Raw genomic sequence first — 26,682 nt, forward strand, 5'->3', positions numbered from 1 at the left:
CAAAGGAGAAACATGATTTATACACTCATTTTATTCATTCTTGCGGGGATTGCTGAAATTGGTGGGGGATATTTGATTTGGCTCTGGTTGCGTGACGGGGGACCTTACTGGTATGGGATTATCGGCGGGATTATTTTAGTGGTATACGGGATCATTCCCACCCTGCAAAAGTTTCCTTCATTCGGGAGAGTCTATGCGGCTTATGGCGGGGTATTTATTATTCTTTCGATCTTGTGGGGATGGGGTGTAGATAAGAAGACCCCTGATACATACGATTGGATTGGCGCGGCCATTTGCTTAATTGGCGTTTTCGTGATCCTTTGGAGCCCGAGACATTAAACCTGCACCCTTTCATTTTTTTCTTGAAAAAAAGACAAGAATCATTTACTATTAAAAATACAAATCCTATATATTGAAATTACAATGTGTTTTTATAACTACATATAGTATTAGCCTTGTGATAAGATGCAATTTCGCTTAATAGGGAATTCGGTTGGAAGCCGAAACTGCCCCCGCAACTGTAAATGCTGACGAACTAAATGAACCACTGTATAAGATTGTCTACTTGTTAGGTGCTTATGCGGGAAGGGATTTAAAGTAGGCTGAAGCATGAGTCAGGAGACCTGTCTTATTGTCATATGTTTCAACTTCTTCGGGGAGTGAGAGGAAGAAACGGTGGCTGCAAATAGACCAGTTGTACTTATTGCTGACTCTTTTTCATGTTATCGTTTCCTCCGCTCAGAAGATGGGCGGTTTTTTTTATGCCCAAAAAGATAATTGGGAGGAAATGAGGATGTCACATACTTTACAAACGGATCTTTCACTAGTTTTGCAGGTGATGGAGGAAGCATCTGAAGAATATCAATTAGACGTTACGGATTTGAGAGAGCGCGTGAATCAAACCAATAGGACGGAACTGGAAGTAAATGAACAAATAATTCAATATGCATTAAATAAAACTGCCATGGACCAGCCAAATTGGACATACCTAGCTGCCCGTCACTATTTATATGAACGATATGCTGAAGCTGCTAAAAATAGAGAATATAATCGTGTGCAAAAATATGGCGATTTCTATGGTTTGATTGAAAGATTAACAGATAAAGGGATCTATTCACATGACTTAATAAATGCCTATACCCCACAAGAAATTGGAAAGTTAGCATCTGAAATTGTCCCGGAAAGAGACCATCTCTTTAATTACATAGGATTATTTTTATTAGCTGATCGTTATTTGGCAAGAGATCATAATCGTAATCTTTATGAACTGCCGCAGGAGCGGTTTATGATTATTGCTATGCATTTAATGAAAAACGAAGAAAAAACAATCAGACTGGAGCTTGTGAAGGAAGCTTACTGGGCACTCAGTAACTTATATATGACAGTAGCAACACCGACATTAGCTAATGCCGGGAAAAGTTACGGTCAGCTCTCTTCCTGTTTTATTGATACGGTAGAAGATTCATTGGACGGGATCTACTTAAATAATTGGGATACTGCCAGACTCAGTAAAGATGGGGGCGGTGTTGGCATTTATTTTGGCAAGGTTCGTGCTCTTGGATCAGATATTAAAAAGTTTAAGGGGAATTCCTCTGGGGTGGTGCCGTGGATTCGGTTAATCAATGATACAGCAGTCAGTGTTGACCAGCTGGGACAGCGGCAAGGAGCCATTGCTATATACCTAGATGTATTTCATAAGGATATCATGAATGGTTTCCTTGACTTGAAAACAAATAATGGGGATGAGCGCCGAAAGGCACATGATATTTTTACAGGGGTTACTGTTCCGGATTTATTTATGCAAAAACTGCAAGAAGTCGATGAGACAGGCAGAAGCATCGGCGAGTGGCATACCTTTTGTCCTCATGAAGTAAAGCAAATCATGGGTTGGAAGAACGAAAATGGCAATTCCCTTGGTCTTGAGGATTTTTATGATGAAAAGGACCATTCCTATTTTACAGAAAAATATAACGAGGCGGTTTCTCATCCGCTTTTACCGCGAAAAACGTATCGGGCGATGGATATTATGGCACGGATTATGGTATCTCAATTAGAAACAGGCACACCATATGTGTTTTACCGCGATGAAGTCAATCGGCAAAATCCAAACAAACATTTAGCAGGTGCAGGACGGACATCCATTTATTGCAGTAATCTATGCACAGAAATTGCACAAAATATGTCTGCTACAACGATTATCAACGAATATGCAGATGAAGAAGGCAATCTCATTATTGTGCGAAAACCGGGTGACTTTGTTGTCTGTAATCTATCTTCTATTAATCTGGCAAAGTCCGTTTCAGAAAATGTACTTGAACGTTTAATTCGCATTCAAGTGAGGATGTTGGATAATGTCATTGATTTAAATACAATCCGGGTGGGGCAGGCTGAGAAAACGAATAAAAAATATCGTGCCGTTGGATTAGGCACGTATGGTTGGCACCATCTTTTAGCAGTGAAGGGAATTCATTGGGAATCCGAGGAGGCAGTTCAATATGCTGATGAACTATATGAAGACATTGCCTACTATACGATTCAAGCATCTATGGAATTAGCGAACGAAAAAGGAGCATATAGCCAGTTTACAGGGTCTGAATGGGAAACAGGCAAATATTTTGAGCGAAAAGGCTATTACACAGAGCGCTGGAAAAAGTTAAGAGCAGAGGTAGCTCAAAAAGGGCTTCGCAATGGTTGGCTTATGGCAGTGGCGCCTAATTCCTCAACGGCAAAAATCGGCGGTTCTACCGATGGCATTGATCCTATCTATTCAGCGGAATACGCAGAAGAAAAGAAAAACTTTAAATTTAAGGTAACCGCTCCTGATTTGAATCATATTACGTACAATTACTACCGCCGTGCCAGACACGAATTAGATCAAGTGTGGAGCATTAAACAAAATGCAGCGAGACAGCGCCATATTGATCAAGCGATCAGCTTCAATTTATATGTGAAACATGACATTAGGGCAAAAGATTTATTGAACCTTCATCTGGAAGCATGGAAACAAGGCTTAAAAACGACTTATTATGTACGAAGCACTTCTCAGGCTGAGATCGAAGAATGCGAAGCATGTCATAGCTAAAGCTTAACTGGAGGACTTATGATGAATGAAACGTTAACAAAAATGAAACTTCTAAATCCGGGACATCCGAATAAATCAACAGGAATCTTGAACGGATCTTGTTCCGGAATTTTAAATTGGAATGATATTGCCTATCCGCAAATGTATGATCTTTATCAAACATTATTGTCAAATTTTTGGAAGGCTCAGGAAATAAATATGCAAGATGATATCAAGCAGTGGGATTCACTTAGCCCTGTTGAACAAGATGTGTTTTTACGGATTAATACCCAGCTTGCATCACTCGATAGCTTGCAAACACCAACGATGAGTCAAGTGTTGGATTATGTGACAGACTCCAGCTTTAAAGCTATTTTTGCTGTGATTTCACAGCAGGAGGCCGTTCATAATGAGTCCTATTCGTATATTTTAAGCTCACTTGTCCCTATTAATGAGCAAAATGCCCGTTTTAATCAGGCAAAAAATGATCCGATTGTCCAAAAGCGGAATTCGCTCATTTTGGATGCATATGAAGGATTTCGTCAGCATCCAACGCCAATTAATCTATTTAAGTTGGCAGTCAATTCTATTAATCTTGAGGGAATTTATTTTTACGCTGGTTTTGCCTTCTTTTATAATTTGGCACGCAACGGAAAAATGTTGAAAACTAGCACGATGATTAGTTATATCCAGCGGGATGAGATGCAGCATGCGTATTTTATTTCTCAATTTATAAGGATCCTACTAACCGAAAATCCTGACATGAATTCGAAAGAGAATATTGATTATATCTACGAAACGATCAATAAGGCAGTAGAACTTGAAAAGGAATGGTCCCGTTTTATTTTAAAAGATATCGATGGGATTGATTTGAATGAATTTGAAGGATATGTAGAATATCTTGCTAATAAAAGATTCAGGCAGCTCGGATTGAAGAATCTTTATCCGGATCGGGATAATCCAATGCCATGGATTCATGTTTTCAGTGATGAAATGATTAATGAAACCAAGTCCGATTTTTTTGAGCAAAAGTCACGTACCTATACAAAGGTAACCCAGTCGAATGGGTTTGATGAATTATAATGAAAATCGCGATTGTTTATTCATCCAAAACGGGTAATACGGAGGAGCTTGTGAATATTCTTTGCCAGCTTTTTCTTTTACATGACAAAAAGCCAGATGTCTATAAAATAGAGGATTTCCCTTTGCAATCCCTTCAAACATATGACGGGATTATTATTGGCACATATACATGGGGAGATGGGGATATTCCCGTGGAAATGCTGCCATTGTATGAAGCATTTGAGCATCAGGATGTTAAACGTATTATTACTGGTGTGTTTGGGACAGGGGACCGCTTTTACCCCAATTTTTGCGGAGCGGTAGATGAATTCAGGGATATGTTATTTGTTCGAACGAATCTGGCCGTCACGTTAAAAGTGGAGCTGGCCCCGCAATCAAGCGACATAAAGAACTGTGGTAAATTCGTGGAGCTCTTCCTAACACGGTTGAGAAATTGCGATTTGGTAATGATTTAAAATTGGTGATCGGTGCCGGAAGACTCCCCGGCACCGATCTTGCTTTTGTTAAAACCACGAAGGGCAGGATCGCCCCTTACATTCATTGTTTTTGAATTATCTGTGTACTTTCTTCGCCTTTTGATCCAAATTGCATTTTATTTATTATAATGGATATGTGGAACCCACTTATTGTTAAAAAATATAAATTGTTACAACTTAATTTGTGAATTGATTCACATAAACGAAGGTTTCAAATTTGTAGATGTTTTACAAATCTAAAATATGTAACAACTCTATTTAATGAGGTGGTTTTTATGGCAACCATAATGGTTCCAACGTTGGATCAAATTTTAAAAGGCACAAAGGTTCATCGGAATTGGTCTGTTGCGCAGCTCTTGGAAGCGGCGATTAGTCGGGATGAAGGGAAGTTAACGAACACTGGTGCACTAAGGGTGGCAACTGGAAAGTACACTGGTCGATCACCGCAAGATAAATTTATTGTAAAAGAACCTTCTATTGCTGGGAAAATAGCTTGGGGAAATGTAAATCAGCCTTTTGATCCAGACAAATTTATGAAACTATATCACGATGTCCTCGATTATTTAAGTAATAAAGAATTGTTCGTGTTCGATGGTTTTGCCGGAGCAGATGAAAGATATTCTTTACCCATTACGGTTGTAAATGAATTGGCATGGCAAAACCTATTTGCTCATCAACTTTTTATTCGACCGCAGCCAAAAGAACCTCTTCATGATGTAGAACCTTCATTCACCATTTTATCCGCACCAGGGTTTAAAGCCACTCCTTCCATTCACGGGACAAGATCGGAAACGTTTATTATTATTAGCTATGAACAGCGCATGATCTTAATCGGAGGAACAGAATATGCAGGGGAAATGAAAAAGGGCATATTTAGTGTAATGAATACCCTGCTTCCTGAAAAAAAAATCCTTTCGATGCATTGTGCTGCAAATATTGGTCAAAAAGGTGATGTAGCACTATTCTTCGGGCTTTCCGGTACAGGCAAAACCACTCTCTCAGCCGACCTAAATCGGAGGCTGATTGGGGATGATGAACATGGATGGAGCCAGGAAGGCGTATTTAATATTGAAGGAGGATGTTATGCAAAGTGTATCAATTTAACTGCTGAAAGTGAGCCGCAAATTTTTAATAGCATTCGGTACGGAGCTGTAGTTGAAAATGTTGTGATGAATGAGAATACTAGAGAGCCAGACTATAGTGATAAAAGTCTAACTGAGAACACAAGAGTAGCATATCCAATTGAACATATGAATGATGCCGTCATTCCGGGAGTAGCTGGAAATCCTAACACCATTCTTTTCTTGACAGCGGATGCATTCGGGGTGCTTCCGCCAATATCCAAACTGACTAAGGAGCAGGCAATGTATCATTTTCTCCCTGGCTATACTAGCAAACTTGCTGGCACAGAGAGAGGTATAACCAAACCGGAGGCCACATTTTCAACATGTTTTGGAGCACCATTTTTACCACTAAGGGCAAGTGTGTATGCCAAACTGCTTGGTGAAAAAATAGATAAGCAGCATACGAATGTTTACCTTGTTAATACGGGCTGGAGCGGCGGTCCATACGTTGTAGGAAAACGAATGAATCTTAGTTTAACACGTAAATTGATTACTGCAGCGATTACTGGAGAATTAGATAAATATGATTTTCATCCGGATCCAATATTTGGTTTGCTCATTCCAGCGTTTTGCCCTGGAGTGCCTGCCAATGTTTTAAACCCTCGCGATACTTGGGGAAATCACGATGCATATGATATCCAAGCCCTAAAGCTGCGGCATCGTTTCGAAATGAACTTCGAGAATTTAGAAATGAATGACCCTGCTGTCCATGAAATTTTTGGCCATTAGTATTGTGAACAATGGATGGTTCATAAAGATAACAAGCAGAACAAAAAGCAAAGGAAAGGTTTCCATGCTTTTTGTTCTGCATTTTTTTAGCCAAAAGGTTAGCTTCTTCTATCTCATTTGTGTGGCGATTTCCAGCGCCTTTAACGGGTCGGAGCTGGTGACTTTGTAGGTCATTTCATGGTATTGCCATTCGATGGTCGTTTCTTGATTTTGCTGCCAATTGTGAATGGTGATGACCCCAATTTTTTGCGGTGCCGGCAATGTATGAGTATTTAAATAGGCGACAATCTTTTGTGCTAATTTTAGGCTATCTGGATAATTTTTATTTTGGTATGTGGGATCATTCGGGCTATCCAACTTTATGCTCCACCGCCCCTCATTCCAAATGATATAAGAGTGCCCTGTAGCAGCATCCATCGTGCCTTTTATTCCATGGCCGAGATCAATGGAATTCTGTGTAGTATCCGCCAGAATATAGCCATTAATTGCTTGCTCTGCACTGGCGCTATCCTTATATTCCGTTCCTTCAAGAGTGGCAATCCATGTTCCTTTTGGTGCGGCAAGTGTGTTAATGTTCACGGGATTATTGGTTTGAAACAATTGTATTTGATAGTACCAAGATTGTGAGCTGGTTGTGGCAGTTAGATATTTGCCTGTATCTAATGGGACATTTTTTGGTAAGATGAACGGAACTTTTGTCTTTAAACTTTTGGCTATTTTATTTAAAGCCTCTTGTTTTGTTCTGGGAGGTGTATTTTGGTCTGAGTGCCCTGATTGGTTTGAACTACTGTTTTGGTTTGAGCTGCCGTTTTGTGTTGCTTGATTCCCGTTGCCAGCATTTCCATTTTTCTGGCTGTCTTGAGTTTGCTGCGTTGGGTCTGTTTTTGGTTGATCTGTGGAGGAGTTGCTTTGCTGTGCTTGGGAAGAAGTGGTGTTTGTCTGGCAGCCGAATAATCCGAGTAAAGAAATAGAAATTAGACTCGTACCAATAGCCTTGCGTATTTTCATTCTTGTGTTCTCCCTTCTTATTATTACCCTAATTATTATATGTTTACATAAAAAATGGAAGACAATTATTAATGGATGGGTGGAATCTATATCTAGAGATAGAGATTAAAAGAAAAAAATAATTCTCGAGATAGTCGATTTCAAAAAAAATACAGGTTATGATATTACTACAAATAAATTCCATACATTTTTAAAAGGGGAGAAGATAAAATGGATCAACATATATTAGTGATTGTTATTATCATAGCGTTTATGCTTTATAGACGCGTCCGCCGGAATATTGGCTGGCAGCCGCTGAATCAAGGAAGACTCATGTTTCGAATTGTTTTATTTATCATTATTGGGGCACTTTTTCTTTCGGAAGGTATTTTGCATCCAGTCAGCCTAATCTCTGATGTGGTGGGGTTGGTTCTAGGAGGCATTCTGGCTTTTTATAGTGTCAATTTAACAGTATTCGAACAACGTGAGGGGCGTTTGTTTTACCGACCTAATATTTGGATTGGCAGTATTGTTACAGCGCTCTTTATCATTCGTTTTATTTATCGGTTTTATACCATGTTTACTAGTGGAATGGTTAGTGGAGTTCAACAGGGGCAGACAAATGGATGGCAATCCATGTACAGCGGCAGTAATTCATGGACGGCCGGGCTCATGCTCATCATGTTTGCATATTATGCCATTTATTATATGATTTTAATAAGGAAGCAAAAACAATTACCTGACATGAATGTGAACGAAACCTAAAAAGAATGAGATCGTCTTTGTGGTCTCGTTCTTTTTTACAATAAAACACCCTGTTACAAAACTGTAACAAGTTCCCTTTTCCGGCATAAATAACTTTAAACTCTCCTAATATTTACGAACCACCTAAATAGAATTACTATAGCCATATAGTCATAAAAGAGAATCTTTATTCAGCTGTAAGGAGGTTTTTAAATGAAAAAGTCCCTATTTCCCGAAGGTTTTTTATGGGGTGGAGCAACTGCAGCGAATCAATTGGAAGGCGCCTACAAGGAAGGAGGAAAAGGATTATCCATTTTTGATATGGTTACATTTGTTCCAAAGGAAGAACGTGGAAATGACGTATCGATGGATGTTACTAGTGAACAAGAATTGGAAGATTTATTAGCTGGAAAATACGGGGATAACTTTCCGAAACGACGCGGGATTGATTTTTATCATCGTTACAAAGAAGACATCGCATTGTTTGCAGAAATGGGCTTTAAAACATTCCGTTTGTCGATTTCCTGGCCGCGCATTTTCCCAAATGGTGATGAACAGGAACCGAATGAAGAAGGATTGGCATTTTACGATCGTGTGTTTGATGAATTATTAAAATATGGAATCGAACCATTAGTAACGTTATCCCACTATGAAATTCCGCTTCATTTAGTGCAAAAGTATAATGGCTGGACAGACCGCCGTCTGGTAGAATTCTTTGTTCATTATGCAGAAACTGTATTTAAGCGTTATAAAGGCAAAGTTAAATACTGGCTAACGTTCAATGAAATTAACGTTTCAACCTTTTCTCCATACATCGGAAGCGGTATTCTAGTTGACCGTGTGGAAAATAAAGAGCAGGCCGTTTATCAAGCACTTCACCATCAATTTGTTGCCAGTGCAAGGGCTGTAAAAGCATGTCAAGAAATCATCCCTGGGGCCAAAATCGGCTGCATGCTGGCCCGTATGGAAGTGTATCCAGAAACCTGCAATCCAGACGATGTCTTGGTGGCATTGGAAGAGGATCAAAAGAATCTATTCTTCACTGACGTCCAGGTGCGCGGGTATTATCCTAGCTTCATGTTAAGTTATTTTGAAAAAAATAACATCAACATTGACATGCTGCCTGGTGATGATGAGATACTGTTGCAGCATCCGGTAGACTTTCTATCATTCAGCTACTATATGTCCATGGTAGCCAGCGGGGCACCAGATAAATTAAAAGAAAAAGGAAACTTCTTCAGCGGCATCCAAAATCCGTATTTACAAACATCTGATTGGGGATGGCAAATTGATCCGAAAGGTTTGCGCATTACTTTAAAGAAATTGTACGATCGCTATCAAGTTCCTCTATTTATTGTTGAAAATGGGTTGGGAGCTTACGATCAAGTAGAAGAAGATGGCACCATTAATGATGATTACCGAATTGATTATCTTCGCGCTCATATTGAACAAATGGGAGAGGCCATAAATGATGGAGTAGACCTCATGGGATACACGAGCTGGGGCTGTATTGATCTAATTAGTGCCGGAACTTCCGAAATGTCAAAACGATATGGGTTTATTTATGTAGATCAAGATGATTATGGAAACGGGACATTAGAAAGACGTAAGAAAAAATCATTTGAATGGTATAAAAAAGTCATCGGCAGCAATGGGGCAGACTTGTAAACATAAAACTGCAGTAAGAAGCCGTTCGGAATGCTTGAACGGCTTCTTTTTTATGATTATTTCACTCCCCAGCCACGTACTCCCGCGGAAAGCGAGCAGCTGGATCGGATATCAACAATCGAGTTTATCAGTTCCTTCATAAAATAGAACTTTCAATTATCCTTATCAATTACCTTATGTAATAGACGATCCCAGTCATTTACTGTTGCTTCTCCATGCTGGTTAGAAGTTTTTGACGTGTCTGTTACCATATTAGTGGCTACCTCTAATTTATGTTTAACCAATTGAAGGGGCTGGGAAAGTGTATGCTCTTTAGATAAATGAAAAGCTAAAAACAGGATAAACGTAACCCCGAGAGTTATCCAAATCGTATATTTTTCTTTTTTCATAATAAATCACCTTCAAAAAACTCTTTTTAAAGAACGTTAAAGATTGTTATATGCCCACTATACTCCAAATAAAAAGGCTAAAACAACTAAAATGATTGCAAAATATTTACTGGATATTTAATAGGATTTCCTCTATTTGGGAAGAGGTTATATTTACATTTCTTTTTATAATTTAGCACTATTTTTCAACAATTTCCGCATGTTAAGAATTTATTAATATTTTTTTAATAGGGTCTAAAGGTTTGCTTATTTTATTTAAGCTAATATTTAAAAGGGAGAAAGTTTGAGGGAAAACTCACTTATTTTAAAAGGAAAAATTAAGGATTAGGGTATATATTAAAAATAACCAATCTTTTGCTGGCTGCCTATTCTATGGTAAACTGTACTACATTATTATCCAATTCTTTTAAAATATATTGAAATAAGTGTAAGGGAGATTTGTAAAAAATGAGTATTTTGCATCAATTGGGAGAGATCGCGATAAACTGGATAAACTCCATTGGTTATTGGGGCATTCTTTTAGGGATGATTTTGGAAAGTGCCTGTATTCCGATTCCAAGTGAAGTGATCATGCCTTTTGGCGGCTTTTTAGTATCAACCGGACATCTAAACCTTATAGGTGTCATTTTAGTTGGAACGCTGGGAAATCTTATTGGCTCTTTAATAGCCTATGCTATTGGACATTGGGGCGGAAAAAGATTTATCGATCGATTTGGCAAATACGTATTTTTATCACAAAAGCATTTGGAGGCAGCCGAGAACTGGTTTGACAAGCGCGGGGAAATTGCTGTATTTGTTTCACGTATCCTGCCGGCTATTCGTACATTCATTTCCCTTCCGGCTGGAATTGCCCGTATGTCCTTGGCCAAATTCTTAACATATACGGCCATTGGCAGTGTGATCTGGTCTAGTATTTTAACCTATGTCGGCTATGTATTGGGGAAAAACTGGGGAAATATTCAGGGCTTCTTACATCCGATTGCCTACCTAGTTGCCGGAATAGTAGCAGTCATTCTCATTTATCTTGTTCTTAAAGTGGTAAAGGGCAAGAAAGCGTCAGCATAGATTCCAGTAAGATGACAAGATAAATGCAAAATAGAAAGCCGCCATTCATTTTAGAATGGTGGTTTTTGTTATATCATCATCTAAATCAAGTGAATGAATTTAGATTTATTTTATAAATATCAAAGTTAAGTATTTTAATTTATTCAGTTAAAAAAATTAAAAACATAAATTAAATCTTTAAAATTTTAAAAATATATTGTATGATATGATTAATATTAGGAAAGGAGAGAATTATGGTCTACCCTTTACTTACAAATTGCCCGGTTTGCAGTAAACAATTAATCATAACAAAGCTGGAATGCCATCATTGCCATACAGCGATTGAAAATAATTTTGAACTTTCCAAGTTTATGGCTCTTGGTCAGGAGCAACTCCATTTTATTGAAGTATTTCTGAAATGCCGGGGAAATATCAAGGAAGTCGAAAAGGAACTGGGAATTTCTTATCCGACTGTCCGCGGAAAATTAGACGATATTATTTCTTCTCTTGGTTACAGCACAAATAAAAAAGATCAGATAGATAAGAAAAAGGTTGTTACGATGCTTGAAAAAGGTGAAATATCCGCAGAGGAAGCTATTTCAATGCTGAAGGAGGAACTGTAAATGCAAGATGAGATTTCAAGAGTATTGACGATGGTGGAGGAAGGAAAAATTGACAAGGATAAAGCAACGGAATTAATCAATGTTTTGCAGCGAAGTGAAAAGCCCATTTCATTAAAGAAAGATTCCACATACGGCAACAAAACATTGAAAATTCGTGTTACCTCTGAACAAGGTGATGACGTTAACGTAAATCTGCCAATTAACCTTGTTAAGGCTGTGTTAAAAGTGGGAACAAACATTGCAGAAAGAATCCCGCAAGCTGAACAATATGTGAAAGATATCAATATCGATCTTTTAATCGAGGCTATTGAAAACGAGTTGGATGGACAAATTGTGGATGTCAAATCTGCTAAAGGTGAAAAAGTATTAGTTGTGATTGAGTAAGATGATAAAGGTGAAAATTAAAACAAAAGATAGGAATTTGACAGTACCAGTACCATATGTATTTCTCAATATCTTTAGTGCCGTTTTAACCTCTAAAAGGCTGATTAAAATCGTAAACAATGCGATTGAACAGAAAGGGAAAAAGGACTTTAAAGTTCCGCAAATCGAGAGAAAAGACATTAAGCTGCTCCTTCAAGCACTTGTCAAGCATAAAGGATTACATTTGGTTGAAACGAAGCTAAAAGACGGAACCGAAGTGAAAGTGAAACTCTAACTTTCCTGAAAGGTGCCTGACACCATTATTGGTGTCAGGCACCTTTTTTTAATGTGGTTATTTGCTTTTTTATAAGGAGAATTTGATTCGAATATCGATTTGATCGGTGAAGGATCGCTACAGGAAATATGCATTGAGTGTTTGCTAATAGACAGAGAAACTAACTATAATAGGACTAAGATAAAAATTAACATGTGTACATAAACATTGTTGTTCGTAAACCAGCTTAGAGGAATCAAAAGCAAAGCTGTCCGAATCTAAGTTAATAAGGCCAGCTTAGCAGTAATCAAGAGCGAAGTTGTCCGAATCGAAGGTTGAAACGTCCTGCCTTTTTAATTTAAATGTGCCCCTGATTGAAGTCTAAGGCACAGTCTTACAACTTTGATGAAATAAAAGACGATCTTGTCTAACCAAAACAATCAAGACGAAAAGATTATAATTAAATCTGTTTGAAAAACAACAATCTTAGCGAAGAATCCTAAAGTTTTTATGAGAAAGATAACGAATATAAGGAAGATGATGATGCCAAAAAAAAATATAAACGAACAAGAACCACTTTTATCTTTTGAATTTGCCTCTTCGACTGGTGAAATTAGCCCCCTTACTTTTTTACAACCAAAAAAGGTGATTAGAGCGAATCGGATTGAGGATGTTTTACCTTCCCTTGAACTGATTAAGGAAGCCGTAAATGATGGTTATTATGCAGCAGGGTTTCTATCCTATGAAAGTGCACCTGCATTTGATCCTGCTTATCAGGTAAAATCCGGACAATCCATGCCATTACTGTGGTTTGGTATCTTTTCAGAACCACTTCATCAATCACTCGACAGCAAAGGAAAATTTAGTCTCACAAAATGGGGGACTGCTGTCAGTTTGGATGAATACCAGGAATCGATTATGTCCATCAAGCGATCAATTGAAAGCGGGGATACGTATCAGACAAATTACACGATTCGTCTCGATTCCATGTTTCAAGGTGACGATATCGCCTTTTTCCAGCAGCTGAAACGAGCACAGAATTCTAATTATTGTGCCTATATTAATACGGGGGAGCATCGTATTCTCTCAGCGTCACCTGAGCTTTTTTTCCACTGGGAAGGGGAGCAAATTACGACCCGTCCAATGAAAGGAACGGCCAAAAGAGGGAAGACATTGGCTGAGGATGAGACAGTGGCAAGTTGGCTCTACCATTCTGAAAAAAACCGTGCCGAAAATGTCATGATTGTTGATTTGCTGCGCAATGATTTGGGCGTTATCGCTGAAACGGGAACGGTCCATGTACCAAAACTGTTCGAAATTGAACATTATCCTACTGTACATCAGATGACCTCAACCATCACAGCAAAAGTTGCAGCCAATACGGAAATTGTAGATATTTTCAAAGCACTGTTCCCGTGTGGGTCGATCACCGGTGCTCCAAAAATCAGCACGATGAATATCATTTCGAATTTGGAAAAAACACCGCGCGAAGTATATTGCGGGGCTATAGGATATATCACCCCTGACAAAGAGGCGATCTTTAATGTGCCCATCAGAACAGTTATAATTGATCAAAAAACGGGCATGGCTGCATACGGAGTTGGCGGTGGAATTACCTGGGATTCTACATCCGAAGGGGAATATGAAGAAATACTTGCTAAGGCAAGTCTGCTTGAGGCCATGCGTCCCGAGTTTCAATTGTTAGAGACCCTGCTCTTAACGGATGGTGAATTTTACTTACTGGAAGAGCACCTCAATCGTGTAAAAAGTTCGGCTCAATATTTTGGATATCCATTCGATTTAGAAGATGTCCATCATACTTTATTGGATTTTGCAAAGAAGCATAAACATGGGGAAGTAAAGATTCGGTTACTTATAGATAAAAAAGGTGAGATCACATTAGATGCTCAACCTCTTACCAAGGCAAATGCACTGTTAAAGGTCATTCTGGCAGATGAACCGATCGATAAAAATAATCCTTTTTTCTATCATAAAACAACGAATAGAATGATTTATTCTCAATTTCAGCAAAAGTTTCCTCAATATTTTGATGTCCTTCTATGGAATTCAGAGGGAGAGTTAACTGAATTTACGAATGGGAATGTTGTTTTGGAATTAGATGGGAAATTGTGGACGCCAGCAGTAGACAGCGGTTTACTAGCTGGAACTTATCGTGAATACTTAATAAAAAAAGGGACAATTCGCGAAAAAACGATCACAGTTAATGAATTGAAAAAGTGCTCAAAAATATGGTTTATCAATAGTGTTCGAAAATGGCTGGAGGTTGAATGTTGCTACGCTGATAAGAAGCACCAGTCTTTTCAAAATAGTTTCTAAATATTTCATATAATATGAAGCAAATTAGGAAACCCCCTTCACTCAATTTTGGCTGGAGGGGCTTTTATGTTTAAAAACTCCTTTCATATGTTCCAGCATATAGTATTACTAATATGGGCGGCTAAAAAGCGAGGTGGACAAGTGGTGAAATAAATCCTACTGAATGAATCCAAGCCATTGAAAGGAGAAGCATATGAAAAGAATATTATTAAAGTATATGGAGAAATTTACAACACTAAATCAAGAAGAACAGGAGGCAGTAATTAAAGATCTTCAAATTGAAGAATTTAAAAAAGGCACAATACTCCTTAGACAAGGAGATGTTCCGGCTAAATGCTATTTTGTTTTAAAGGGATGTGTTCGGCAGTATGCTCTAGATGAAACAGGAAAAGAGATTACATCCAATTTCTACACGGAGGAACAGGCCATTTCGAATTTCAATCATCATAAACAAGATAAGTCTTCCTCATACTCCTTAATATGTCTGGAAGACTGTATATTGGTCGTGGGTGACCTTGAAGGCGAAATGGACATGTATAGAAAATACGCCGAATTGGAATTTATGACGCGTAAAATGATTGAACATAATTTTGGCGAGGTACAAGATGAGTTGGCCTCCTTTATCGCATCTACACCTGAAGAACGCTACAAAACACTACTGCAAAAAAGGCCTCATTTAATCCATCGTGTACCCCAACATCAATTGGCGAGTTATCTTGGTATTACACCGGAGTCCTTAAGCAGAATCAAAAAGCGGATCAATCAAGATAAGTCTTAGGAAGTGGTCGTATTCCCTTTAAGGATTTTTCCGCCTTTAAACAACAGCCATATACCAAAGCCCAATTCTCCAGCAATCATAGGCACACAAAATATTATTTGAAGGCTTGTGATAACGCCATGATAATATGGGAAAAACGTTTTAAATAGATTGATCATAATATAGCCTGCTGAAGCAAGCAGCAAGAGTATGCTAATAACTTTAGGGATGCTGTCTGACTTCCATGCCAAATACCCCACAATTAAGAGATGTCCTCCAAATATGATCAAACCAAAAGACCAAACCGCATCAAATTCCTTTAGAAACAACAGCATAAGTCCTTGAAGTTGATCCATTTTGAATAATGATGAATAGTCTGTGTTTCTCGAGAGAAGCAGGACATAGATCAAATTCACGATGGCATCTCCCAAGATTGCTGCGTAGATAAGGCGAAGCCACGCTCCAAGAAGTGATAAGCTTTTATCAATTGGCTTCAGAAAGATATAAAAAGCCCATGAAACAAAAATATCCGTAATCAGGATGATTATCCATCCCAATATTTCAGTTTTGAAAAGAATACTAGCAGACTTAATGTTGGTAAAAGTGGCGCTTGCATCTTCTGGAATCACAAGCCTTCCATGGATAAAACTATAGGAAAAAAATGCAGCCATTGCCATGATGATCAGTGATATCCCGGCTGTAAGCGCAGATTTTCTCAAATGCGATTGTTCTTTTACTGAGACAGCCATATGAAACCCTCCAATAAACTTTGATGATTTTTATATTAATTGGAAGATGAAGAATGGTCATTGACTTAAATCAAGAGAATCAATCATTTTGAAATTTATTCATATCTGCTGTAGCAAGTAATTTTGGAAATTTGTACTGAATGACGAACAGTTTACATTTTCTCCGTAATGAAATTTGGACGAAGTAGGACATTGTACTCAAATATATTTCCGTTTAAATGAAAGCGTTGACATTTTAGAATTTGTGTGTTAAATTTTACACAATCATTCAAATATTTGTTCTATTTAGGATTGTTACTGAATAAGCAGGCAAAACCTAAATCACCAACAGCGTAGGGCTCTGTATGTCCTATACTGTAGTGGTTTAGGTTTTTTTATTGGCAAAAAGGAGGTGATGACTTGTAATTGTGCGATATTGAATAGACAACATGTTACATAAGATTAGTAGGTTATTATTTAAGACTAATACTTAAGGAAAGTTTCATGTTGAGAGCTTTTTTCATATGGACATGTTACCAGTTTCTTAGAATGAAAATTTAAATGTCTCGCACAATCACAACAGTCAATATTATCAGCCGCTTAATTATTAGCATTGCCATTGCAGCCAATGATGTTGCTCCAGTTGGGGATCCAGGATTTTATTTTTTTCGAGTTGCCTTTAAAGAGGCAGCTAAAAAAGGAGGCAGAGGAAATTGGTGATGAAAAGGAAAAATTGGGTGAAATCGATCATGTTGGCAGGCACGGCAGCCATGCTATCCATTTCTTACAACACAGGTGTATTTGCGAAGGAGCTTCCAACGCAGCCGACATCATACAAAACAGTGACTGAAATCGAAGACTGGGGGGCTGCGATTACAAAAGTAATCGTGGATTTAGGGAGGCCGGTTCCACAGGGCTCTGTAACGGCAGATACGTTCAAAGTACATGTCGCAAGATATGATAATAGATTAGCTAATCCATTTTTAGGAGAGGGCGACAGGGGCGTTACAAAGGCTTATGTTTCTGATAAAGATGGAAACCCTGCAGTGAAGACAGGAAAATACGCAGTGTTAGAATTGAAAATCGCACCAAGCGATTCCCTTGGCTCCGCATTAAACTATGATTGGGCGGGAACGGGATTTAACAATTGGGTCGACAGTAACTATACGATTACACAGCAAAAGGATATTGTCACTAGTGCAGGAACAGTTTCTGGACTTGTGGCAGATACATTTGCAGGTGGAACGAGAGTACTTGTTGATGATTTTAAAACTGGAAAAGCCACCTATGACAATACTACACTGACATATGCAGACTTTACCCCCTCAAAAGATAATCATAAGAATCCATTAATTATCTGGCTGCATGGAATGGGAGAAGGTGGTACAGATCCAACGATTCCTATTTCCGCAAATAAAGCAGATAACTTTGCCTCAAAAGAGATTCAATCCTATTTTGACGGAGCCTATGTTTTGGCACCACAAACACCTACCTATTGGATGGATGGTTTAACTGGATTTGGAGATGGAACATCAAAATATGAAAATGCTCTTATGTCGTTGATCAAAGATTACGTTGCGAATCACAAGGACATTGATTCAAACAGAATCTACATTGGCGGAGATTCCAACGGCGGCTATATGACCATGCTTATGGCACGAGATTATACCAATTATTTTGCTGCGGCCTTCCCAACATGTGAAGCCCTAAGAGATACATTAATTTCTGATGCCGACATTCAAAAAATGAAAGGCCTTCCACTTTGGTTCACTGCTGCCAAAACAGATACCACAGTACCGCCAGTTGACTACGTAGTTCCAACTTATAATCGTTTGGTGCAAGCAGGAGCAACCAATGTTCATTTATCATTATTTGATGATGTACATGATCCATCTGGTTTATACCAAAATGCGGACGGAACTCCTTTTGTGTACCCGGGACATTGGTCTTGGATTTATGTCTATAACAATCTTCCAACGGACACCATCAATGGAAAAACAACGTCAATTATGGAATGGTTGGCAGCCCAATCATTAAATAAATAAAAAGTTAATGCAAAGAAGGACCTCTTTTTAAGGTCCTTCTTTGCATTTATTAGTAATAAAAAAAGATATGATTAACAATGCTTCTAAACAGTTAAAATCATATCTGTTTCTATAACTATGACCTAATTGTGTTGTTACAGCCTTATAGACAAACATTATTCCTCAATAGAATACTTTTCTCGAATAGCTGCAATTCCCTCTTTGCATACCCCATAGGAAAGCCAGGAACAGCCTTTACATATATAATCTAGATCATCGGGTTTCACTTTTTCTGCTGTTAATCGTACTAAAAAGGATTTATTGTAAACCGCTCCGTCAATTAGTCCTAGCTGATGAATGGTTTTATTGTCCATTGACAGGACATGTTCATTGGAGCCCATGCTGGCTTCACAGGTGGTTTTCCCTTTATTCGGGCAAACCGCGCAAGTATCATCTAATGCGGCCACTACTTTTATGGGGAAATCTACTCTATCATCCCTGATATCTTCTACAATTTCCCGCATCTTCTCCACAAATTCTGGGCTGTAGCCCATTCCACGAAATCCATGCACACATAATAAATGGTGGCCTCTTAGAACCAAACTCAACCATAATCCCCCCTTGTCACTATCATTATATCAGCTGTAATCCAAAAACATTCAACTTTATGAAGTGAAATGAGTTAATAAAAATTTAAGTTTAATAGAATAAAGTAGAGGCACAAACATGACAAGAAATATAATAAGGATAGTTAAGGGAAGTTCAAAAGTGTATGGAACAAGAGTTGAAATTCCTGTTTAAGGGTAATCAGGAAATTGTCAATTGGTAGAAAATAGGGTGAACGGGTGAAAGCCAATAGGAGCAAAATTGCCTCGGAAGAGCGATTTAACTTCTATTGGCTTTTTAATGGTTATTTTGCCGGCACTGTTATCGGGAGACCATTATTTCCGCCTTGATTATAATAGGTTGGCACTTTCCCTTGGACAAATAAGTCACCGATTTTAATTACCTTTGTTAAATCTGTTTCTTTTGTCAGGTAGGGGATAATGACATTCATTTTAACTTTAATGATCAAATTAATTTCAAGGAATGTATTGTTTATACCTGTTTCTCTGACCACTGTTTGAATATCGGAGGTAACATCCCCAAGAATTTCATAGCGTACGGGAATTTTTGGACCCATATTGGCGAATATAGCGATATTTGTTGCCACACCGATTGGGATTTTGTAAATGACGCCGCTAGAGTCTAAATTGTTAAAAAGCTCTGGATCATTCTTAAATGACTTTAATTCACTTAAATTTCCCGTTTCTACATAATGCAAATACTGCTCCACTCTTTGGGTGGAGTCTGCGATCACTCGGTTATAGATTTGCGGGTTAAAGCTATAGCTAACTTCCCCATCTGATGTATGGGTAATGATTAACTTGTTGATATCTATGTTATCTGTGATTTTTTTCGAAATGGCGTCGTTGATGGCATCTGATGCAAATTGGCGGGCCCTGGTATTCGCAACTGTCATTATGCTTGGCGTGATATTTTTGTTGACTATCCATAACCCAATTGCTGTGGAAATAAGGAAGAAAACAAAAGATAATAACAAGACATATTTAAAAGGCATGGGACCTCGCCGTCTCTTTACTCTTATAAACCTCATAGCAAAACCTCCTTTAGTACATGTATATATCTCACAGATGAATAAATAACAAAAAGCTGTGTTTTATTGTGATAGCTGGGAAAATATGATTTTTTTAATGAACAAGTCTAAATCTGTAAAACATGAGTATTATCTTAGTAAGATAAGGAGGCGATTGGGTGAAATCAATTGGAATCTTGGGTGTAGGTCAGGCTGGCGGTAATATTGCTGAGATAGCATCAACCTTAGGCTTTCAAACCGCACTTATCAATACAAACCAACGGGATGGCTTAGTGAACACAAAGGTAGAAAGGAAATATTTTGTTCCAGGCTACAATGGTGCGGGGCAAGACCGGTCCATTGGCTTGAGAGCCGTAAATGATCATTATCATGAGATGATTGATTTTGTGAAAGGTTCATTTAAAAATATTAAACTTTTATTAGTGGCATTTTCTACTGATGGCGGCACTGGTTCAGGGATGAGTCCGCTGTTGATTGATTTGTTACTAGACCAGCTTCCTGGTGTAAATATTGGGGCGATTGCGATTGTTCCAGATCGGAATGTACTAGCTGGAAACCGAATCAACGCAGCAGAGTGTATCGTGGAAATTTCTAAAATAGAAGATATCTCTTCTGTGTTCCTTGTGGACAATGATCAAATGCGAAAGCAAAACCCGCAATCAAGCAAACAGCAAATCTATTTATCTTCAAACCATCAAGTAATGGAAGCCATCTGCCATATCTTGCAGGTAACACAAAAGAGTTCATTGTACGGTAATTTTGATGAAACCGATCTTTTGAATATTTTAAGCACCAGGGGCGTAACGATTATTTCTTCAGCCGCAGTCACTGATGCGAAGACAACTTCGGACGTTGCCAGCAAAATCCATCAATCGTGGGCAAATTCTGTTTTCTGTCCGGTGGAATCAACCGGGGTGATTCGTGCTGGCCTTATTTATGAAGGGCCGGAGAAAATGTCAAAACTTATAAATGTTCCAGCTATTTTTGAACGAGTCGGTGAGCCGTTGGAATTATTTGAAGGAACCTATGTTTCTGAATCAGATCCTACAATCACAACGATTCTTGCAGGCTTGCCATTCCCCAATAAGCGGCTGATGGCCATTGAGGATTTCCTTGAAAAGAATAAGGACCGTCTGCAAAGTCTTGTGACCAAGGAGCATACTCAGAAATATGAGTCGCAAATAGCTTGGGCATCGAACCTAAAAGCACGACCTCCAGAAAGAAAATCAGGGACTATAACATCGAAGTTAGCAAAGTATCAAAGATAAAAAAGAATTTATTTGCCTTTTCAAAGTTTGAGCGTAGTACCAAATAAGAGTAAAAACTGTGCTCATTTTTTCTTCGTGCGTTAATTACTTAATATAGGGAAAAGCGTTCTAAGTTAGTTTGCGGAGTGCCAAAAAAGAGAAAGAGTTCTGTTCTCCTATTTGGAGTTTGCAAAATTAAAGAATGTAATAAGGGTCTGTTCACCGCAACGTTTACGAGGCGTGGGGCAGACTCTTTTATTTATCCTTATTTTTGATGTTGAAACATTAAAAAATATGTTAAGATAGAAGATATGCTAAAATGACATTGTAGATGGCACTTTGTGTCTAGTCGGTAAAATAGAGGTTATGCCTTCGTATAGCATTTCGTTAAAAAATATGAGCGGGTGATAAAATGAGTAAAGAAAGTATCGTTACTGCTGAGAATGGCAGAGATTCAGCATTATCGAGTTCCACTTTGTTTTCAGACCTGAGGCTGCTTTTTAAAGGACCTGTGTTAATTGCAAATGCCTTGCCGATCTTTACAGGATTTTGGCTTGCGCTGTATTTTACAGGTGCTTCTTTCATGGAGAATTTAGATTTGTTTTTATTAACGTTAATAGGCGGCACATTAGTGATGGCAGGAGCGCTTGTCATCAATAACTGGTATGATGTTGATATTGATACCATTATGGACCGTACGAAAAATCGGCCGACGGTTACGGGCCATTTCTCTCTCAAGGCAGTTTTAACATTAGGGATTGTTATTTCTGTACTTGGGTTTGTTTTATTGGCATTTACGACGATGGATGCCGTTGTATATGGATTTATTGGCTGGGTGACTTATGTCATTATGTATACGATGTGGACCAAACGGAAATATACTCTTAACACTGTGGTGGGGAGTATTTCTGGAGCAGTTACACCCTTGATCGGCTGGACAGCCGTAGATCCCGGGTTTCATTTTGTTCCGATCGTTCTGGCACTGCTTCTTTTTATCTTCCAAATGCCGCATACTTTTGCCATTGCGATGAAGAAATGGAAGGAATATAAGGCGGCAAATGTTGCCATGCTTCCGGTTGTGCACGGATTTGGAATTACAAAGCGGCTGATGGTTGTTTATATTGCTAGTCTGTTGCCAATCCCGTTCTTTCTACTAACGTTTGGTTCAGTATTTGTTGTTCTAGCCACATTGCTTAATGTTGGCTGGCTTGCAGTAAGTCTTTATGGATTTTTTACAAAAGACGATATGAAATGGGCTCATGTTAACTTCCTGTATTCTGTTAATTATATTACTGTTATGTTTCTGATGATGATCATATTTACGATTTAAATAGGACAGCCTCCCACCGTATATATTGCGGTCAGGGAGGCTGTTTCATTTTTGCTGATAGGAAAGGAACTCTCTGCTATTCCCTCTCTTTCATCGTCCTTAGAGGTTGCTAATCGGAGAGTTTTCTTTATAGACGCAGGGCATTCAGTGGATTTTTTATGTAGATTTAGAAAATTCAAATACATTTTTTGAAATAAAAGTGGTAGAATGAGAAAAATGCAACAAGACGAGCCTTTTTATTAGGGCTCCATTTTGGAGGAGTATTATGGTGAATTATTCTACTGAAAAAATCGAACGGGTGCGTATTTTAATCTCATGTCAGGATCAGCCTGGGATTGTCGCAGCAGTTTCGCAAGTTTTGTTTCAATATAAGGGCAATATTGTCCAATCTGATCAGCACACAACCGATCCAATCGGCGGTATGTTTTTTATGAGAATTGAAGCCGATATTGAGGATTATGAAATAAATAGTAACAAAATTTCGGATGAGTTTCAGGGATTAGCCGAGCGTTTTAAGATGAATTGGCGTTTGGAACGGGCCAGCAAAAAGAAACGGGTTGCGATTTTTGTCTCTAAAGAAGACCATTGTTTATGGGAGCTTCTTTGGCAGCAAAAGGCAGGACATCTCGATGCCGAGTTTGCAGTCATAATCAGCAATCATCCAGATATGCAGAGAATTGCGGAAGAAATGAATATTCCCTATTACTATCTTCCAGTAAAAGCAGGAAATAAGGCTGAAGTAGAAAAACAGCAAATTGAATTGGTTCGAAAATATAAAGCGGATGTCCTCATTCTTGCCAGATATATGCAAATTCTTTCATCAGACTTTACCAGGACATTCCCGAATCAAATTATCAATATCCACCATTCCTTTTTGCCGGCGTTTATCGGGGCAAATCCATATGCCCGTGCATATGAGCGCGGCGTAAAGCTGATTGGTGCTACGGCCCACTATGTCACAGATGAACTGGATGAAGGTCCGATCATCGAGCAGGATGTACAGCGGGTAAACCATCGTGACCAGCTGGAAGATCTAAAAAATATAGGAAAATACATTGAGCGGACAGTATTGGCCCGCGCAGTTAAATGGCATATCGAAGACCGGGTTTTGACCTACGGAAATAAAACGATTGTTTTTTCATAGTGTTAATGTACGCGTGAAAAAGAAGCAGCATGTGCTGCTTCTTTTTCTGTGTGAGCATGTATGGTTGGTTCATTGAGGAAAGAGCATACCAGGATATATAAGATTTACACCCTCCTAAAAGATCTGGTAACGTGAAAATAGTTTTCAGGGTTATATTTTGACAACAAATCTTCCTTTTGCCTGCCCCTTTAAAATCACAGATAGGGCTTCTGGAAGTTCTTCAAGACTAATTTCCTTGGCAATATCCTCTAATAGCTTCGGTTTTAAATCTGAAGCCATTCGGCTCCAAAGCTTTTCACGGACATCCATCGGGCAATAAACGGAATCAATCCCCAACAGATTGATTCCGCGGAGAATGAATGGAAATACGGTAGCTGGAACATTTCCGCCACCTGTCAGACCGGATACAGCAACAGAGCCGTCGTATTGAAGTTTGCTTAAAATAGAAGCAAGCTGCTCTCCGCCAACTGGATCCACTGCACCAGCCCAAATCTTTTTGTCCAAGGCCTTTATTTTTCCATTAAACACCTCTTCACGGGACAGAATTTCTTTCGCTCCAAGTTTAAGTAAAAATTCTTGCTCGGAAGCTTTTCCGGTACTTGCTGCAACATCGTAGCCCCTTTGCGCAAGCATCGCAACAGCAAGACTGCCGACACCTCCGGTAGCACCAGTCACGAGCACTTTACCTTTTTCGGGAGTTAAGCCGTTTTCCTCCAATCTTTGAATCGAAAGTGCTGCCGTAAATCCTGCTGTCCCGTAAATCATCGCTTCTTTCAAGCTTAAATTATCCGGTAATGGAACAATCCAGTCTCCTGGAATCCGGGCATATTCGCTAAATCCGCCATAATGTGAAACTCCAATCTCATAGCTTGTCGCAATAACAAGATCACCTTCTTGATAGCGCGGATCAGCAGATGAAACCACGGTTCCAGCTAAATCAATTCCGGGAACAAATGGATATGTACTGACAATTTTTCCATTTGGAATACTTGCTAAGCCATCCTTATAGTTAATGCTTGAATAGGCTACTTTAATTAAAACATCAGCTTCTGGTAGCTTATCAAACGTAAGATTTTGGATACCTGTCGTAAAATCCGTATCCGCTTTATTGACGATAAAAGCTTTAAATGTTTCCTTCACAATGGTTCCCTCCCAGTTCCAATTTTACCTCCATCATACAATATTATGAATAAGCCTGTCAGTGCAATACTGCTAAAAGTTTCCTATAATAATGGCGAGGGGGGATTTCTTATGTTTGCAGCAGGACAAAAGGAAATGCAGCTAATGGATCGGTATACGATGGAAAAACTCGGATTGCCAGGTGTTGTGTTAATGGAAAATGCCGGAGCGAAAGTAGTCGATGAAATTGTAAAGAGTTCTTCTCGTGACAAACCCAAAATCATTGTTCTTGCAGGTAAGGGAAATAATGGCGGAGACGGCTTTGTCATTGCCCGCCGATTATTTGATTTGGGCTTGAATCCGGTATTATTTTTACTTTCAGTGCCAGAGCAGGTAAAGGGAGATGCAAAAGTGCATCTTGATGTCTACATAAACCGGGGGCTGCCCTTTGTCGTTCTTGGTGAAGATACATGGGAAATACTTGTAGCTGAATTAAATCAGGCGGATATTATAGTAGATGCTATGTTGGGAACAGGGATCTCCGGCGCTATTCGTGCGCCCTTCGATGAAGTGATTTTATTGATAAATAAGTTTGCAGGAAAAAAACTCATCGTTTCTGTAGACATCCCATCTGGTGTAAGCAGTGACACTGGGAAGGTAGAGAGTCATGCCGTCAAAGCAACAATGACGGTTACCTTTGTATTTCCAAAAAAGGGATTTTTCTTAAATCAAGGCCCGCAATATGTAGGAGATTGGAAGGCTGTTGATATTTCAGTACCTACTTCGATCACATCAAAATTGGGTTTGAAGTTGCCAGGGGTTCTGACTACGGAACTTGCAAAAGCCGCGGTGCCGGCCCGTCCTAAACATGGACATAAAGGTACATTCGGCCATGCTTTGATTATAGGAGGATCAATGCCATATGTGGGAGCCCCGATTTTTTCTGCAAAGGCTGCCATTAAGTCTGGTGCTGGCTTAGTTACTTTAGCTGTCCCAAAAAGCATTTATCCGATTGCAGCAGCTCAAAATCCGGAATCGTTATTTTTACCATTAGCAGATGAAAATGGCCATTTTACAGGAGGAGCGGTGGATGAGTTAGGCCCGAAGCTGCAACAATTTGATAGTGTTGCAATTGGTCCAGGAATGGGGCGTTTTTTCAATGGAGAAGAATGGATGAAGTCGTTCTTGGCTGAACTGGAAGAGCAATCTCTTGTTATAGATGCCGATGCCCTTTATTTATTACGAAACCATCTCGATGTCATCAAGGAATACAAAGGGAAGGTTATATTTACACCGCATCCTGGAGAAATGGCGCGTATATTGAATAAAACGGTAAAAGAAGTGGAGGAAGAGCGAATTGAAATCGCAAAATCCTTTGCTGAAAGATATAATGTCTATTTGTTGTTGAAAGGTCACCGAACCATTATGTCTACACCGGATGGAGAAGTTTATATCAATCCACATGGAAATGATGCTCTAGGAAAAGGCGGTAGCGGTGATGTTTTGACAGGGGTAATTGCCTCTTTTCTTGCGCAAGGTGCCACGCCGATTCATTCGATGATAGCCGCTAGCTATCTGCATGCGAGGGCCGGGGAAGAAAAGGCAAAAGTACTGTCCCATTACGGCGTGACGCCATTAGATATTATTGATGGAGTGAGAGAGCAGTTAAACTTGATACTTCCTTCCGTTTAGTGGCTAAATGAATTTTTATATCGGTCACCAAAAGAGGATCATATTGTCCATGAGCAGCGTTTCATGGAAAGAAATTCTTCAC

General features: G+C 39.0%; 25 protein-coding genes and 1 riboswitch. Of the genes, 19 read left to right on the forward strand and 6 right to left on the reverse strand.

All coding sequences use genetic code 11. The features are described 5' to 3' along the window. Nucleotides 1-12 precede the first annotated feature (12 nt). From HPT25_RS12260 to pckA, 5 genes are all read left to right on the forward strand, one after another. On the forward strand, nt 13-339 hold the full coding sequence (locus HPT25_RS12260) for a YnfA family protein (protein WP_173064334.1): 327 nt from the start codon (nt 13-15) through the stop codon (nt 337-339). Between the two features lie 107 nt (nt 340-446). Continuing rightward, a riboswitch (cobalamin riboswitch) is annotated at nt 447-645 on the forward strand. Nucleotides 646-793: 148 nt separating this feature from the next. Continuing rightward, complete coding sequence (locus tag HPT25_RS12265; RefSeq protein WP_173064337.1) at nt 794-3,082, forward strand: ribonucleoside-diphosphate reductase subunit alpha; 2,289 nt, start codon at nt 794-796, stop codon at nt 3,080-3,082. Between the two features lie 21 nt (nt 3,083-3,103). Next, nucleotides 3,104-4,144 carry a ribonucleotide-diphosphate reductase subunit beta gene (locus HPT25_RS12270; protein ID WP_376767922.1) on the forward strand — a complete coding sequence of 347 codons (1,041 nt, stop codon included), beginning with the start codon at nt 3,104-3,106 and terminating at the stop codon, nt 4,142-4,144. Further along, nucleotides 4,144-4,599, forward strand: coding sequence for a flavodoxin domain-containing protein (locus tag HPT25_RS12275; protein WP_173064343.1), 456 nt, complete (start codon nt 4,144-4,146; stop codon nt 4,597-4,599). The genes HPT25_RS12270 and HPT25_RS12275 overlap by 1 nt, the downstream gene beginning before the upstream one ends. Before the next feature lie 296 nt (nt 4,600-4,895). Next, complete coding sequence (gene pckA / locus HPT25_RS12280; protein WP_173064346.1) at nt 4,896-6,473, forward strand: phosphoenolpyruvate carboxykinase (ATP); 1,578 nt, start codon at nt 4,896-4,898, stop codon at nt 6,471-6,473. Nucleotides 6,474-6,581: 108 nt separating this feature from the next. Here pckA and HPT25_RS12285 read toward each other — a convergent pair whose 3' ends face one another. Then, the gene (locus HPT25_RS12285) at nt 6,582-7,481 is read right to left on the reverse strand and encodes a hypothetical protein (protein WP_173064349.1); all 900 of its coding nucleotides are present in this window, start codon (nt 7,479-7,481) and stop codon (nt 6,582-6,584) included. A gap of 210 nt (nt 7,482-7,691) precedes the next feature. On the opposite strand from HPT25_RS12285, the gene HPT25_RS12290 reads away from it, so the two are divergent. Both HPT25_RS12290 and HPT25_RS12295 read left to right on the forward strand, forming a co-directional pair. Beyond that, nucleotides 7,692-8,225 (forward strand): CcdC protein domain-containing protein, encoded by a 534-nt coding sequence (locus tag HPT25_RS12290; RefSeq protein WP_173064352.1) that lies wholly within the window; start codon nt 7,692-7,694, stop codon nt 8,223-8,225. A 192-nt stretch (nt 8,226-8,417) separates the two neighbouring features. Further along, nucleotides 8,418-9,872 (forward strand): glycoside hydrolase family 1 protein, encoded by a 1,455-nt coding sequence (locus HPT25_RS12295; protein WP_173064355.1) that lies wholly within the window; start codon nt 8,418-8,420, stop codon nt 9,870-9,872. Nucleotides 9,873-10,024: 152 nt separating this feature from the next. Here HPT25_RS12295 and HPT25_RS12300 read toward each other — a convergent pair whose 3' ends face one another. Next, on the reverse strand, nt 10,025-10,261 hold the full coding sequence (locus HPT25_RS12300; protein ID WP_173064358.1) for a hypothetical protein: 237 nt from the start codon (nt 10,259-10,261) through the stop codon (nt 10,025-10,027). Nucleotides 10,262-10,708: 447 nt separating this feature from the next. Here HPT25_RS12300 and HPT25_RS12305 point away from each other — a divergent pair, with 447 nt between their 5' ends. The 6 genes from HPT25_RS12305 (at nt 10,709) to HPT25_RS12330 (ending at nt 15,680) form a co-directional block, all read left to right on the forward strand. After that, a complete protein-coding gene (locus tag HPT25_RS12305) occupies nt 10,709-11,326 on the forward strand; it encodes a DedA family protein (protein ID WP_173064361.1) in 618 nt (205 codons plus the stop codon). A gap of 233 nt (nt 11,327-11,559) precedes the next feature. Continuing rightward, nucleotides 11,560-11,928 (forward strand): DUF2089 domain-containing protein, encoded by a 369-nt coding sequence (locus HPT25_RS12310; protein ID WP_173064364.1) that lies wholly within the window; start codon nt 11,560-11,562, stop codon nt 11,926-11,928. Continuing rightward, nucleotides 11,929-12,312: an SHOCT-like domain-containing protein gene (locus HPT25_RS12315; RefSeq protein ID WP_173064367.1), complete on the forward strand. Its 384-nt coding sequence runs from the start codon at nt 11,929-11,931 to the stop codon at nt 12,310-12,312. A 1-nt stretch (nt 12,313) separates the two neighbouring features. Continuing rightward, a complete protein-coding gene (locus HPT25_RS12320; protein WP_173064370.1) occupies nt 12,314-12,586 on the forward strand; it encodes a hypothetical protein in 273 nt (90 codons plus the stop codon). Nucleotides 12,587-13,108: 522 nt separating this feature from the next. Further along, complete coding sequence (gene pabB / locus HPT25_RS12325) at nt 13,109-14,902, forward strand: aminodeoxychorismate synthase component I (protein WP_173064373.1); 1,794 nt, start codon at nt 13,109-13,111, stop codon at nt 14,900-14,902. Nucleotides 14,903-15,095: 193 nt separating this feature from the next. Further along, nucleotides 15,096-15,680 carry a Crp/Fnr family transcriptional regulator gene (locus tag HPT25_RS12330; RefSeq protein ID WP_173064376.1) on the forward strand — a complete coding sequence of 195 codons (585 nt, stop codon included), beginning with the start codon at nt 15,096-15,098 and terminating at the stop codon, nt 15,678-15,680. Here the strand turns inward: HPT25_RS12330 and HPT25_RS12335 are convergent. Next, complete coding sequence (locus HPT25_RS12335; protein WP_173064380.1) at nt 15,677-16,408, reverse strand: DUF4386 domain-containing protein; 732 nt, start codon at nt 16,406-16,408, stop codon at nt 15,677-15,679. The two genes, HPT25_RS12330 and HPT25_RS12335, sit on opposite strands and share 4 nt — an antisense overlap. A gap of 540 nt (nt 16,409-16,948) precedes the next feature. On the opposite strand from HPT25_RS12335, the gene HPT25_RS12340 reads away from it, so the two are divergent. Then, complete coding sequence (locus HPT25_RS12340; protein WP_173064383.1) at nt 16,949-17,107, forward strand: hypothetical protein; 159 nt, start codon at nt 16,949-16,951, stop codon at nt 17,105-17,107. Beyond that, the gene (locus HPT25_RS12345) at nt 17,104-18,432 is read left to right on the forward strand and encodes a prolyl oligopeptidase family serine peptidase (RefSeq protein ID WP_376767923.1); all 1,329 of its coding nucleotides are present in this window, start codon (nt 17,104-17,106) and stop codon (nt 18,430-18,432) included. Before HPT25_RS12340 ends, HPT25_RS12345 begins: the two co-directional genes overlap by 4 nt. Nucleotides 18,433-18,587: 155 nt before the next feature. On the opposite strand, the gene HPT25_RS12350 is transcribed toward HPT25_RS12345, so the two are convergent. Both HPT25_RS12350 and yunB read right to left on the reverse strand, forming a co-directional pair. Continuing rightward, on the reverse strand, nt 18,588-18,965 hold the full coding sequence (locus HPT25_RS12350; protein WP_173071100.1) for a DUF1284 domain-containing protein: 378 nt from the start codon (nt 18,963-18,965) through the stop codon (nt 18,588-18,590). A gap of 356 nt (nt 18,966-19,321) precedes the next feature. Continuing rightward, a complete protein-coding gene (yunB, locus tag HPT25_RS12355) occupies nt 19,322-20,068 on the reverse strand; it encodes a sporulation protein YunB (protein ID WP_173064386.1) in 747 nt (248 codons plus the stop codon). Between the two features lie 158 nt (nt 20,069-20,226). Here yunB and HPT25_RS12360 point away from each other — a divergent pair, with 158 nt between their 5' ends. The 3 genes from HPT25_RS12360 (at nt 20,227) to purU (ending at nt 23,789) form a co-directional block, all read left to right on the forward strand. After that, nucleotides 20,227-21,336 (forward strand): FtsZ/tubulin family protein, encoded by a 1,110-nt coding sequence (locus tag HPT25_RS12360; RefSeq protein WP_173064389.1) that lies wholly within the window; start codon nt 20,227-20,229, stop codon nt 21,334-21,336. Nucleotides 21,337-21,727: 391 nt separating this feature from the next. Beyond that, nucleotides 21,728-22,645, forward strand: a complete 918-nt coding sequence (cyoE, locus tag HPT25_RS12365) for a heme o synthase (RefSeq protein WP_173064392.1) — start codon at nt 21,728-21,730, stop codon at nt 22,643-22,645. A 265-nt stretch (nt 22,646-22,910) separates the two neighbouring features. Further along, on the forward strand, nt 22,911-23,789 hold the full coding sequence (gene purU, locus HPT25_RS12370) for a formyltetrahydrofolate deformylase (protein WP_173064395.1): 879 nt from the start codon (nt 22,911-22,913) through the stop codon (nt 23,787-23,789). A gap of 150 nt (nt 23,790-23,939) precedes the next feature. On the opposite strand, the gene HPT25_RS12375 is transcribed toward purU, so the two are convergent. Beyond that, entirely contained in the window at nt 23,940-24,929 is a 990-nt protein-coding gene (locus HPT25_RS12375) for an NADPH:quinone oxidoreductase family protein (protein ID WP_173064398.1), read from the reverse strand. Nucleotides 24,930-25,040: 111 nt separating this feature from the next. Between HPT25_RS12375 and HPT25_RS12380 the strand changes: the two genes are divergently transcribed. After that, entirely contained in the window at nt 25,041-26,600 is a 1,560-nt protein-coding gene (locus HPT25_RS12380; protein WP_173064401.1) for an NAD(P)H-hydrate dehydratase, read from the forward strand. The last annotated feature ends 82 nt before the right edge of the window (nt 26,601-26,682 follow it).

This window comes from Neobacillus endophyticus, from assembly GCF_013248975.1.
Lineage (GTDB): Bacteria > Bacillota > Bacilli > Bacillales > Cytobacillaceae > Neobacillus > Neobacillus endophyticus.